Annotated in this window: 11 protein-coding genes; all 11 read left to right on the top strand. The window is 67.9% G+C overall.

Annotation, left to right across the window (positions count from 1 at the left end):
• A partial coding sequence (gene miaB, locus AC1DO7_RS33615; RefSeq protein WP_477117079.1) for a tRNA (N6-isopentenyl adenosine(37)-C2)-methylthiotransferase MiaB occupies positions 1–1,069 on the top strand: 1,069 nt, incomplete at its 5' end.
• A 65-nt stretch (positions 1,070–1,134) separates the two neighbouring features.
• On the top strand, positions 1,135–2,133 hold the full coding sequence (locus tag AC1DO7_RS33620) for a PhoH family protein (RefSeq protein ID WP_441624123.1): 999 nt from the start codon (positions 1,135–1,137) through the stop codon (positions 2,131–2,133).
• Positions 2,134–2,137: 4 nt separating this feature from the next.
• Positions 2,138–2,896 carry an rRNA maturation RNase YbeY gene (gene ybeY / locus AC1DO7_RS33625; RefSeq protein ID WP_441624124.1) on the top strand — a complete coding sequence of 253 codons (759 nt, stop codon included), beginning with the start codon at positions 2,138–2,140 and terminating at the stop codon, positions 2,894–2,896.
• A 119-nt stretch (positions 2,897–3,015) separates the two neighbouring features.
• Positions 3,016–3,888 (top strand): HlyC/CorC family transporter, encoded by an 873-nt coding sequence (locus AC1DO7_RS33630; protein WP_441624126.1) that lies wholly within the window; start codon positions 3,016–3,018, stop codon positions 3,886–3,888.
• Positions 3,885–5,474 carry an apolipoprotein N-acyltransferase gene (gene lnt, locus AC1DO7_RS33635; RefSeq protein ID WP_477117080.1) on the top strand — a complete coding sequence of 530 codons (1,590 nt, stop codon included), beginning with the start codon at positions 3,885–3,887 and terminating at the stop codon, positions 5,472–5,474. Before AC1DO7_RS33630 ends, lnt begins: the two co-directional genes overlap by 4 nt.
• Before the next feature lie 455 nt (positions 5,475–5,929).
• A complete protein-coding gene (glyQ, locus tag AC1DO7_RS33640) occupies positions 5,930–6,889 on the top strand; it encodes a glycine--tRNA ligase subunit alpha (RefSeq protein ID WP_441624130.1) in 960 nt (319 codons plus the stop codon).
• Entirely contained in the window at positions 6,886–7,533 is a 648-nt protein-coding gene (locus AC1DO7_RS33645) for a hypothetical protein (RefSeq protein ID WP_441624132.1), read from the top strand. Before glyQ ends, AC1DO7_RS33645 begins: the two co-directional genes overlap by 4 nt.
• A 36-nt stretch (positions 7,534–7,569) precedes the next feature.
• On the top strand, positions 7,570–9,702 hold the full coding sequence (gene glyS / locus AC1DO7_RS33650; protein WP_477117081.1) for a glycine--tRNA ligase subunit beta: 2,133 nt from the start codon (positions 7,570–7,572) through the stop codon (positions 9,700–9,702).
• Between the two features lie 27 nt (positions 9,703–9,729).
• On the top strand, positions 9,730–10,308 hold the full coding sequence (gene gmhB, locus AC1DO7_RS33655) for a D-glycero-beta-D-manno-heptose 1,7-bisphosphate 7-phosphatase (protein ID WP_441624136.1): 579 nt from the start codon (positions 9,730–9,732) through the stop codon (positions 10,306–10,308).
• 17 nt (positions 10,309–10,325) lie between these two features.
• Positions 10,326–11,078 (top strand): lysophospholipid acyltransferase family protein, encoded by a 753-nt coding sequence (locus tag AC1DO7_RS33660; RefSeq protein WP_441624138.1) that lies wholly within the window; start codon positions 10,326–10,328, stop codon positions 11,076–11,078.
• Positions 11,075–11,959 carry a M48 family metallopeptidase gene (locus tag AC1DO7_RS33665; protein WP_441624140.1) on the top strand — a complete coding sequence of 295 codons (885 nt, stop codon included), beginning with the start codon at positions 11,075–11,077 and terminating at the stop codon, positions 11,957–11,959. The genes AC1DO7_RS33660 and AC1DO7_RS33665 overlap by 4 nt, the downstream gene beginning before the upstream one ends.
• The last annotated feature ends 550 nt before the right edge of the window (positions 11,960–12,509 follow it).

Below are 12,509 nucleotides of genomic sequence, written 5' to 3' on the forward strand. Positions count from 1 at the left end.
CTACTACGTGGACGTGGTGTTCGGCCCGCAAACGCTGCACCGCCTGCCCGACATGATCAGCCGCCGCCGCCAGACCGGCCGCTCGCAGGTGGACATCTCCTTCCCCGAGATCGAGAAATTCGACTACCTGCCGCCGGCGCGCGTCGACGGCCCGAGCGCCTTCGTCTCGATCATGGAAGGCTGCTCCAAGTACTGCAGCTACTGCGTGGTGCCYTACACCCGAGGCGAGGAAGTCTCGCGCCCGTTCGAAGACGTGCTGGCGGAGATCGCCGGCCTGGCCGAACAAGGCGTGCGCGAGGTCACGCTGCTGGGCCAGAACGTCAACGCCTACCGCGGCGCCATGGGCGGCACCAGCGAGATCGCCGACTTCGCGCTGCTGATCGAGTACGTGGCCGAGATCCCCGGCATCGAGCGCATCCGCTACACCACCAGCCACCCGAAGGAATTCACTTCGCGCCTGATCGAGATGTACGAGCGCTGCCCGAAGCTGGTCAATCACCTGCACCTGCCGGTGCAGCATGCGTCGGACCGCATCCTGATGGCGATGAAGCGCGGCTACAGCGTGCTGGAATACAAGAGCATCATCCGCAAGTTGCGCGCGATCCGCCCCGACATGTCGCTGTCGTCGGACTTCATCGTCGGCTTCCCCGGCGAGACCGACGCGGACTTCGACAAGCTGATGGCGATGATCGAGGAGATCGGCTACGACACCTCGTTCTCCTTCATCTTCAGCCCGCGCCCCGGCACGCCGGCGGCCAACCTGTCGGACGACACGCCGCACGAGGTCAAGCTCAGGCGCCTGCAGCACCTGCAGGCCACCATCGAAGAAAACGTGCAGCGCATCAGCCGCGGCATGGTCGGCTCGGTGCAGCGCATCCTGGTCGAAGGCCCGGCGCGCAAGGACCCCACCGAGCTGCACGGCCGCACCGAGAACAACCGCGTGGTGAACTTCGCGCTGCCCGGCGTGCCGCAGGCCAGCCGCGACCGCCTGGTGGGCGAGATGGTGGAGGTGGCGATCACCGAGGCCTTCCCGCATTCGCTGCGCGGCGAGATCGTGGTGCGCCAGTAGGCCGAGACCGGCCGGCGCAGACCGGAACGACAACAAGAAACCCCGATCGGAAGCCCCGCTCCCAGATGAAGATCCCATCAGCAGAATTCGTCGCCCCCAAGGACGACAACACCCGCCTGCAGAACCTGTGCGGGCCGCTGGACGAAAACCTGCGCCAGATCGAGCAGGCAATGGACGTCACCATCCAGCGCCGCGGCCACCGCATGACGGTGCGTGGCACTTACGCGCGCGAAGCCGCGGCGGCGCTCGAGCGCTTCTATAACCAGGCCCGCAGCACGCTGTCGATCGACGACGTGCAGCTCGGCCTGGTGGAGGCGCGCCAGTCGGCCGCGCACGGCGCCTACGTGCCGGACGGCGGCGACGCCGCCGAAGCCGATCCCGGCGAGGACAACTCGCCGGTGCTGCACACGCGCCGCACCGGGCTGCAGGGCCGCACGCCGATGCAGCGCGACTACCTGCGCAATATCCTCGGCCACGACCTGACCCTGGGCATCGGCCCGGCCGGCACCGGCAAGACCTACCTGGCGGTGGCCTGCGCCGTGGACGCGCTCGAGCGCGACGCGGTCAAGCGCATCGTGCTGACCCGCCCCGCGGTGGAGGCCGGCGAGCGGCTGGGCTTCCTGCCGGGCGACCTGGCGCAGAAGGTCGACCCCTATCTGCGCCCCCTCTACGACGCGCTGTACGACCTGCTCGGCTACGACCGCACGCAGAAGATGTTCGAGCGGCAGATGATCGAGATCGCGCCGCTGGCCTATATGCGCGGGCGCACGCTCAACCACGCCTTCATCATCCTGGACGAAGCCCAGAACACCACGCCGGAGCAGATGAAGATGTTCCTGACGCGGATCGGCTTCGGCGCCAAGGCCGTGATCACCGGCGACACCACGCAGATCGACCTGCCGCGCGGCCAGAAGAGCGGCCTGGTGGAGGCGCAGCATGTGCTGCGCGACGTGCGCGGCGTCGCCATGACCCGCTTTACCAGCATCGACGTGGTGCGCCATCCGCTGGTGGCGCGCATCGTGGATGCCTATGACGAATACCATGCCCAGCACAGGGATGCCTGACCGAATGACCGCCAACACCAACACCAGCGCCAAGAGCGCCCCCGCCAGCCTGATCCTGTTCGACGCCGACGGGCGCGCGCGCAAGGCGCAGGCCCACGCCGTGCGCGTGCAGCTGCCCGACGGCCGCAGCATCACCGTGGACCTCTCGCAGGCCGCCGACGGCGTGCTCGCGCTGCTCGCCGAACACACCGACGACCGCCAGCAGGCCGGCCTGCTGGTGCGCCCGGACAACCATGACGCGCTGTCGGTGGCTGTCACCGCCACGCCCGTGGTCACCACCACCGGCACGCCCGCCACGCCGCCCGGGCTGGAACTGGCGCTGCAGTACGGCGACGGCATCAAGGGCCGCCGCGGCCTGCCCACGCAGCGCAAGGTGCAGACCTGGGTGAAATCGGCGCTCTATGCCGACGCCGCCCTGACCATCCGCTTCGTCGGCGAAGAAGAAGGCCGCGGCCTGAACCGCAGCTACCGCGGCAAGGACTACGCCACCAATGTGCTGACCTTCGCCTACGCCGAGCACGAGTCCGACCCGGTCAGCGGCGATATCGTGCTGTGCTGCCCGGTGGTGGAGCAGGAAGCACGCGAGCAGAAGAAGTCGCTCGAAGCGCACTATGCCCATCTCATCGTCCATGGCGTGCTGCACGCCCAGGGCTACGAGCACGAGGACGACGCCGAGGCCGAGGAGATGGAAGCGATCGAGACCGAGACGCTTCAGGCGCTCGGTTTCGCCGACCCCTACCTGGCACACGGCAAGGGCGCCTGAGCCCCTCCCGCCCATGGCCGCGCGGTGCGATGCCTGCGTCGCGCGGCCTTGCGCTGTCACGGAACGCAAACTCTTTTGGTGTATCCTTTGAGCGATCTCCACCACGCGCTAGCCGCGCCATGAACGACCCTTATCCCAGTTCGAAGCCAGCCGACCGACCCCGATCCCTGCTCGAACGGCTTTCGGATTTCATTTCGCCCGAGCCCGATTCCCGTGTTGAACTGCTGGCGGTGCTGCAGGACGCACACGCCCGCAACCTGATCGACGCCGACTCGCTCTCCATGATCGAGGGCGTATTCCAGGTCTCCGAGCTGACCGCGCGCGACATCATGGTGCCGCGCGGCCAGATGGACATGGTCAATATCGCCGATGCGCCGGAGAGCTTCATCCCCTTCATGCGGCAGACAGCGCACTCGCGCTTCCCCGTCTACGAAGGCAGCCGCGACAACGTCATCGGCATCCTGCTGGCCAAGGATCTGCTGCGCTATTACACGGACGACGAATTCGACCTGCGCGAGACCCTGCGCCCGGCGGTCTTCATTCCCGAATCGAAGCGCCTCAATATCCTGCTGCGCGAGTTCCGCATCAACCGCAACCACATCGCCATGGTGGTGGACGAATACGGCGGTGTCGCCGGCCTGGTCACCATCGAGGACGTGCTGGAGCAGATCGTGGGCGACATCGAGGACGAATTCGACCTCGACGAGGACCACGACAACATCGTGCAGCTGCCCGACGGCGGCTGGCGCGTGCACGGCCTGACCGAGATCGAGCAGTTCAACGAGACCTTCGGCACCCATTTCTCCGACCAGGACGTGGACACCGTGGGCGGCCTGCTGAGCAATCACCTCGGCCATGTGCCGCATCGCGGCGAGGTGGTGGTGTTGCCGCCGATCCGCTTCGAGGTGCTGCGCGCCGACGCCCGCCAGGCGCACCTGCTGCTGGTACGCCGCGAAGCGGCCCTCGCCCCGCCTGAAGTGGACGGCGCATGAGGCGCCTGTTCGCAACCGATGCCGGCGCGGCAAGCGCCGGCCGCGACGACGCGCGCGGCGCCAGCCTGCCGCGCCTGCTGCTTGCCGCCATGCTCGGCGTGGCCCATACCCAGGCCTACGCGCCGCACACCTGGTGGTGGCTTCAATTGCTGTCGCTGGCCGGGCTGGTAGCGCTGGTCGCCGACGCGCCGCGCGCGCGCAGCGCCGCCGCCACCGCCTACGCCTTCGGCCTGGGCTGGTTCCTGTCCGGCGTGTGGTGGCTCTATATCAGCATGCACGTCTATGGCGAGATGCCGGCCTGGATGGCGATCCTGGCCGTCCTGCTGTTCGCCGCCTTTCTATCGCTCTACCCGGCACTGGCTGCCRCTGCCTGGCACTGGCTGGGCGCACGCCGGCGCTCGTCGTCCACGCCGGGGCTCGCGCTGGCTTTCGGCGCGGCGTGGGGCTTGTCGGAATGGCTGCGCGGCGTGATCTTTACCGGCTTCCCGTGGCTGTCGAGCGGCTACGCCCACAGCGATGGCCCGCTGGCCGGCTTTGCGCCGCTGGTGGGCGTGTACGGCATCGGTGCGCTGGCCGCGGCCGTGGCCGCCCTGCTGGTGGCGGCGGTGCGCGGCTTCGGCCGCGGGGCGGGCCGCGGAAGCCGGCGCAACGGCCTGATCGCCCTGGCGATCGCATTTGCCCTGCCCCTGGCTGGCGCGGCGCTGGCGCCGGTGGCCTGGACCACGCCCGCCGGCAAGCCCGTCTCGGTGCGGCTGCTGCAAGGCAATGTGGCGCAGGACATCAAGTTCGAAGCGGTCGGCGTGCAGCGCTCGATCGAGCTATACCGCGACCTCATCACGGCGGCTCCGGCCGACCTGGTGGTCACGCCGGAGACAGCCTTCCCGGTGATCCTGCAGGACCTGCCGGTAGACATTGCCATCGCGCTGCGCGATTTCAGCGCCGCCAGCGGCACCACCGTGCTGTTCGGCGCGGCAGGCGCGGATTCGCCGATCGACTTCACCAACAGTGTGTTCGGCCTGGGCCCGCTGACCAAGCAGCTCTACCGCTACAACAAGCACCACCTGGTGCCGTTCGGCGAGTTCATCCCGTTCGGCTTCCACTGGTTCGTCAACATGATGAAGATGCCGCTGGGGGATTTCCGCCGCGGCGGACTGGACCAGGCGCCGCTGCCGGTGCGCGGCATCATGGTGGCACCCAATATCTGCTACGAGGATCTGTTCGGCGAGGAAATCGCCGAAACCCTGCGCAGCCAGCCGGTGCCGGCCAATATCCTGGCCAACGTCACCAACCTGGCCTGGTTCGGCGACACCGTCGCGCTGGACCAGCATCTGCAGATCTCGCGCATGCGCGCACTTGAAACGCGCCGGCCGATGCTGCGCGCGACCAATACCGGCATGACCGCCGTGGTGAGGCCGGATGGCACGGTGAGCGAACGCCTGCCCACCTTCACGGTCGGCACGCTGGCGGCCACGGTGCAGGGCACGCAGGGACTCACCCCCTTCGTGCGCTGGGGCAACGTGCCCGCTCTGGCCTGCTGCCTGCTGGTGCTGGTGGCCGCCGCCTGGCGGCGGCGCGCGCGCGGCTAGGCCGCTACGCCAGCCACCGCAGACAGCAGCGCGGCGGCGATCATCACGGCGATGGCGACGATATAGGGCTTGCGAGAAAGAAGCGACATGACCGGTGTCCCCCGTATAGATTGATTCGGACGGTTCGGCTGTTATGCACAGCTCTACCTAATACTGTATACAAAAACGCTAACGACAAGTATCGGCCAGGCCTTTAGGAGGCTTCGGTGTTTACCCGATTCGTTGCGAAACACCGACACCCGCTCGCGGCCTCGCAGCGCTGCGCCGGTGCCGCGAGACATGCAAGGGCCGTGCCGATGGCGGGCGGGGCAAAAAAAACCGATAGAATTCAGGGTTTGGCACGATTCCCGTGAGTCGCCATGGCGGCTTTGCCGCCGGGCCTCCGCCCTTGCCTGCCGGCCCTGCGTGATCGAGCACCACATGCGGGCCCTTACTCGTCTTCGTCGTCTTCGCCTATGCTGACCTTCCAACAAATGATCCTCACCCTGCAGGCCTACTGGGACCGGCAGGGCTGCGCACTCCTGCAACCCATCGATCTGGAGGTCGGCGCCGGCACGTCGCACGTGCACACCTTCCTGCGCGCAATCGGCCCCGAGCCCTGGCGCGCGGCCTATGTGCAGCCGTCGCGCCGCCCCAAGGACGGGCGCTACGGCGAGAATCCCAACCGCCTGCAGCACTACTACCAGTACCAGGTGGTGCTCAAGCCCGCGCCCGAGAACATCCTGGAGCTGTACCTGGGCTCGCTGGAAGCGCTGGGCCTGGATCTCAAGCAGAACGACATCCGCTTTGTCGAGGACGACTGGGAAAACCCCACGCTCGGCGCCTGGGGCCTGGGCTGGGAAGTCTGGCTCAATGGCATGGAAGTGACGCAGTTCACCTACTTCCAGCAGGTCGGCGGCATCGACTGCAAGCCCATCACCGGCGAGATCACCTACGGTATCGAGCGCCTGGCGATGTACCTGCAGAAGGTCGAGAACGTCTATGACCTGGTCTGGACCGAGTGGGAAGAGAACGGCAAGACGCGCCGCCTGACCTACGGCGACGTGTACCACCAGAACGAAGTGGAGCAGTCCACCTACAACTTCGAGCAGAGCAACGCGGAAATCCTGTTCCGTCACTTCTCGGAGCACGAGGCGGAAGCCAAGCGCCTGATGGGTACCGTCGAGGGGCAGCAGGAGGCATCGGAAGACGCCGCCGCGCAGGCCGCCAAGCGCCTGCCGCTGCCGGCCTACGAGCAGCTGCTCAAGGCCGCGCATACCTTCAACCTGCTGGACGCGCGCGGCGCGATCTCGGTCACCGAGCGCGCCGCCTACATCGGTCGCATCCGCAACCTGTCGCGCTCGGTCGCACAGGCCTATTACGAATCGCGCGAGGCGCTCGGCTTCCCGATGTGCGAGCGCGAGGCTGCCGCATGACGCGCGCCGCGCGCGGCGCCTTGCGCCGGGGCGCTGCCCTGGCGGTGCTGGCCCTGGCCGCGCATGGCGCCGCCAGGGCCGCCGTGCCCGTGCCCAGCCCGCAGGTGCTGTACCTGCCGGCCGACCTGTCCAATGTGTGCGAGGCCAATCCGCAGGCGCTGCAACAGGCCATCGACCGGCACTGGCATGGTGCGTTCGGCCCCAACAACTCGCTGGACCAGTGGACCCAGCTGGTGCGCACGTTCTCGTGCGACCTGTCGGGCTCCAAGGACCTGGGCTGGCACCGCGTGCCGTTGCGCGCCTACGAGAGCGCAATCCGCTACCCGCTGACCTGGACCGAGACCGAAACCGTCAACGGCCGGGTGCGGCGCCAGATCAAGACCTACTACTCGGCKGCGCAGCTGCCGCCCAGGATCGATTTCTGGGTCAGCGGCCGCATCGACGAGATCCGCTACGACAAGCGCCTGCGCCGGCTCGATGCGCGCTTCTTCGCGCCGCGTCCCGCYCCCGGCGCGCCTGGCGCACGCGGCAGCAGCGCCGCCGGCGCAGACACTGAGTGCGTGGCGACCACGCTGCAATTCCGCCAGCAGAACGGCCTGTGGCTGCTGTCCGGCGTAGAACCCACTACCGCACCGCGCTGCTGACGCGCAGCGCGTGCCCCAACTTGCTGGAAACGATTCATGTCGCAACTCCTGACCGATTCGAACGATACGCTGCTGATCGAGCTGTTCACCGAAGAGCTGCCGCCCAAGGCGCTGGCGCGACTGGGCGACGCCTTCGCGCAGGGCCTGTTCGCGGGCCTTTCGGGCCAAGGCCTGCTCGATGACGGCGCCGCCGTCACCGCGTTCGCCACGCCGCGCCGCCTGGCCGCGCAGGTGACCCGCGTGCGCCGCAACGCGCCCGACCGCGAGCAGCGCGAGAAGGTGCTGCCGCTGTCCGTGGCGCTCGACGCCAATGGCGAGCCGACCGCCCCGCTGGCCAAGAAGCTGGCCGCGCTGGCCAAGTCGGTGGGCGTCGAGTCGATCGACTGGCAGGGCCTGGAGCGCGCCTCCGACGGCAAGGCGGACGCCTTGTTCTACCGCTACACCGCGCGCGGCGCGGAACTGGTGGCAGGCCTGCAGGCCGCGCTCGACGACACCATCGCCCGCCTGCCCATCCCCAAGGTGATGAGCTACCAGCGCCCGGACGGCAGCACCGTGAACTTCGTGCGCCCCGCGCACCGCCTGATCGCCCTGCTCGGCGCCGAAGTGGTGCCGGTGAGCGCGCTGGGGCTGCAGGCAGGCCGGACCACGCTGGGCCACCGCTTCCTGTCGGACGGCGAGATCGAGATCGCCCATGCCGGCGAATACGCCGCCGTGCTGGAATCGAAGGGCCGCGTGCTGGCCAGCTACGCCGGGCGCCGCGAGCGCATCCRCACCACGCTGCTGGAGCAGGCCGGCGCCGACCAGGTCATCATGCCCGACGCCCTGCTCGACGAGGTCAACTCGCTGGTCGAATGGCCCGTGGTCTATCCCTGCCACTTCGAGGAGGCCTTCCTCGAAGTCCCGCAGGAATGCCTGATCCTGACCATGCAGACCAACCAGAAGTACTTCGCCCTGACCGACGCCGCCGGCCACCTGCGCAATCGCTTCCTGATCGTCTCCAACCTGGCCACCGACACGCCGCAGTCCATCATCACCGGCAACGAGCGCGTGGTGCGCCCGCGCCTGGCGGACGCCAAGTTCTTCTTCGACCAGGACCGCAAGAAGACCCTGGCCTCGCGCGTGCCGCAACTGGGCAGCGTGGTCTACCACAACAAGATCGGCACGCAGCTCGACCGCGTGCAGCGCCTGCAGCAGATTGCCGGCCATATCGCCGATGCCATGGCCGCGGCGGGCCTCGCCGTCGACAAGGCGGCCGCCATGCGCGGCGCCGAGCTGGCCAAGGCCGACCTGCTGACCGACATGGTGGGCGAATTCCCCGAGCTGCAGGGCACCATGGGCACCTACTACGCGCGCCACGACAGCGAGGCTGAAGAAGTGGCGCTGGCCTGCTCCGAGCACTATCGCCCGCGCTTTGCCGGCGATGCGCTGCCCGCGGGCGCGGTGAGCCTGGCCGTGGCACTGGCCGACAAGCTCGAGACGCTGGTCGGCATCTGGGGCATCGGCCTGTCGCCCACCGGCGAGAAGGACCCGTTCGCGCTGCGCCGCCATGCGCTGGGCATCCTGCGCATGCTGGTGGAGACGCCGCTGCCGCTGTCGGTGGACGCGCTGCTGCAGATCGCACAGCAGTCCTTCGCCGGCATCGCCGCGGTCAAGCCGGCGCAGGACGCCATCGCCGACTTCCTCTACGACCGCCTGCGCGGCTACCTGAAGGACAAGGGCTACACCAGCAATGAAGTCGAAGCGGTGGTAAGCCAGCGCCCGCAGCGCCTGGACGACATCCTGGCGCGCCTGGAAGCCGTGCGCACCTTCGCCGCCCTGCCCGAGGCCGAAGCCCTGGCCGCGGCCAACAAGCGCATCACCAACATCCTGCGCAAGAACACCGATCCCGTGGGCCAGGTGCAGCCGGCGCTGCTGCAGGAAGCCGCCGAAAGCGCGCTGCACGGCGCCGTGGAAAGCGTGCGCCCGCAGGTGGAAGCCGCCTTCGCCAGCGGCGACTTCGCCGCCGCGCTGCGCGACCTGGCGCAGCTGCGCGACGCAGTGGACCGCTTCTTCAACGACGTCATGGTGATGGCCGAGGATGCGCAGCTGCGCGCCAACCGGCTGGCATTGCTGGCCTCGCTGCACGTGCTGGCCAACCGCGTGGCCGACATCTCCAAGCTCGCCGCGTAAGCGGCGGCACCATACCCGGAGGCCATCATGCCGCAGACACCGCCCAAGCTTGTCATCCTGGACCGCGACGGGGTGGTCAACCTCGACAGCGACCAGTTCATCAAGACACCGGACGAATGGATCGCCATCGACGGCAGCCTGGAAGCGATCGCCTCGCTCAACCAGGCCGGCCATCGCGTGGTGATCGTCAGCAACCAGTCCGGCATCGGCCGCGGCCTGTTCGAGATGAGCGCGCTCAACGCCATGCACGAGAAGATGCACAAGGCGCTGGCCAATCTCGGCGGGCGCGTCGATGCGGTCTTCTTCTGCCCGCATACCGCGGCGGACGGCTGCGACTGCCGCAAGCCCAAGCCCGGCATGCTCGAAGAGCTGTCGGACCGCTTCGGCATCGAGCTCAAGGGCGTGCCGCTGGTGGGCGATTCGCTGCGCGACCTCCAAGCCGGCGTGGCGATGGCCTGCGCTCCGCACCTGGTGCTGACCGGCAAGGGCGCCAAGACCTTCGAGAAGGGCGGCCTGCCGGCGGGCACGCTGGTCCACGATGACCTGCGCGCCTTCGCGCGCTGGCTGCTCACCGGTGACGGCGCTCCGCGCCTGGCCGCCTCCTGACCCCCCTTACTGCGCCAATGATCTTTCTTCGTTCCCTGCTGTTCGCGCTGTACCTGCTGGTATTGACGCCGCCTTACGCCTGCGCGTGCTTCATCGCCTTCCCGTTCATGAGCGCCAACCGCCGCTACGCCTTCGTACGCGGCTGGCCGCGGCTGGTGATCGGCGCGGCGGCGCTGATCTGCGGCATCCGCTACCGCTTCGAAGGCTACGAGAACTTCGACAGCGTGCTCGACAAGCCGGTGGTAGTGCTGTCCAAGCACCAGTCGGCCTGGGAAACCGTGGCCTACGTGGCCACCATGCCCAAGCCGATGTGCTTCGTGTTCAAGCGCGAACTGCTGATGGTGCCCTTCTTCGGCTGGGCCCTCGGCATGCTCAAGATGGTGCATATCAACCGCAAGGAAGGCACCCGCGCGTTTGCCTCGGCCGTGCGCCAGGGCCGCGAACGGTTGGCCGAAGGCGCCTGGATCATCATGTTCCCGGAAGGCACGCGCACGCCCTCGGGCCTGGAAAAGACCCGCTACAAGAGCGGTGGCGCACGGCTCGCGGTGGAGACCGGCGCCTGGGTGGTGCCGCTCGCGGTCAACTCCGGCCGCCTCTGGCCGCGCAATACGTTCCTGAAATATCCGGGCACCATCACGGTTTCGGTCGGCCCGCCGATCCCCTCGGCCAACAAGACCGCCGATCAACTCAATCAAGAGGTTGAAGCGTGGATCGAGCAAGATATGCGTAGAATCGACGCCGAGAGCTACCGGAGCCGCGAGCCCGCATGAAATTGCTGCGCCAATCCCCCGACGCCCCAGGTTCCCAGATGGAGCTGCCGTTGTCCGACGCCCTTGCCGGCGAGGACAAGGCGCCCGGCACGGTGCCAGGGGGATTCGCGCCGGCGCAGCCCCTCTTGCCCGTCGCGCAGCCCTGGCCGCTGCCGCAACCCAACGCTCGCCGCCTGCAGGTCGGCGAACGCAGCGTGCACTACACGCTCAAGCGCTCTTCGCGCCGGACCATCGGCTTCACCGTGGACGACCGCGGCCTGTCCATCACCGCGCCACGCTGGGTAACCCTGGCCGACATCGAATCCGCCATCTTCGAAAAGCAGCGCTGGATCTTCAACAAGCTGGGCGAATGGCAGCACCGCGAAGCCCGCCGCGTGCTGCCTACCGTGCAATGGCGCGAAGGCGCCAGCCTGCCCTTCCTGGGCCAGCCCATCACGCTGAAGCTCGAATCGCCCGCCGGCGTCCTGGTGTTCGACGCCGACACCCGCACGCTGCACCTGGCGCTGCCGGCCAACGCCGACGAGCAGCAGATCAAGGATCGCGTGCAGGGCTGGCTGCAAGGCCAGGCCAGGCGCCTGCTGGCACAGCGCCTGGATATCTACGCCAACAAGCTCGGCGTGCGCCACAACGCCTTCGCCCTGACCTCCGCCGCCACGCGCTGGGGCAGCTGCACCGCCGACGGCAAGATCCGCCTGAACTGGCGGCTGATGCATTTCCCGCTGTCGATGATCGACTACGTGGCTGCGCATGAGCTGGCGCATCTCAAGGAGATGAACCACAGTCCAAGGTTCTGGGATACGGTGGCATCGATCTTTCCTGAGTTCCGGGATGCCAGGGCACAGCTGCGGGCGCATCCGCCGGAGTTGTTGCCGACTTTTTGAGATGGGGTTGTTGATGGCTGGTGTTGTTTGATGCGCTGGTGTCTTGTGGTTGGCGCTTGTGCTTCAACGTCAACGTCAACCTCACAGTCAAAGTCAAAGTCAACGGCTTTCGCTCCCCCGGAGCGACCYACTTTCTTTTCCCCGAAAAGAAAGTAGGCAAAGAAAGCGGGCTGCCTGGCCGGCAGGGGCAGAGACGTTGGAGTTTCTCGTGTTGCTGGTTTCGTCGTGGGGCTCGTGGTTCTGCTTGCATCCTGCCGTTACCGGCGCGGGCGGCTGCGATCTTGCTGGCGGCAGTGGTTTCGCGGTCAGACCTATGATGGCGAACACACTGCTTGTCCGCCCATCTGCCGTTACCGGCTTAAGCGGCCACGACATAGCATCCTCGTGGTTTCGTGGTGGGCGCGGTGGACCGGGGCGCGGGTGTCAGCGGGTACTCCCGCGCGGGAGCCACCGCGCCCACCACGAAACCAGCGCCGTTCCCATGCCCTGCCCACCCGCCCCGGTCGCGGTGGTTTCGGGGTCAGACCTATGATGGCGAACACACTGCCTG

Source organism: Cupriavidus sp. 05N40 (assembly GCF_056397305.1).

Excerpts from the sequence above, each read along its gene's own strand:
- AC1DO7_RS33665 (WP_441624140.1), top strand. The coding sequence starts at position 11,075 with ATGAAATTGCTGCGCCAATCCCCCGACGCCCCAGGTTCCCAGATGGAG.
- AC1DO7_RS33630 (WP_441624126.1), top strand. The coding sequence starts at position 3,016 with ATGAACGACCCTTATCCCAGTTCGAAGCCAGCCGACCGACCCCGATCC.
- glyQ (WP_441624130.1), top strand. The coding sequence starts at position 5,930 with ATGCTGACCTTCCAACAAATGATCCTCACCCTGCAGGCCTACTGGGAC.
- AC1DO7_RS33660 (WP_441624138.1), top strand. The coding sequence starts at position 10,326 with ATGATCTTTCTTCGTTCCCTGCTGTTCGCGCTGTACCTGCTGGTATTG.
- AC1DO7_RS33620 (WP_441624123.1), top strand. The coding sequence starts at position 1,135 with ATGAAGATCCCATCAGCAGAATTCGTCGCCCCCAAGGACGACAACACC.
- ybeY (WP_441624124.1), top strand. The coding sequence starts at position 2,138 with ATGACCGCCAACACCAACACCAGCGCCAAGAGCGCCCCCGCCAGCCTG.
- gmhB (WP_441624136.1), top strand. The coding sequence starts at position 9,730 with ATGCCGCAGACACCGCCCAAGCTTGTCATCCTGGACCGCGACGGGGTG.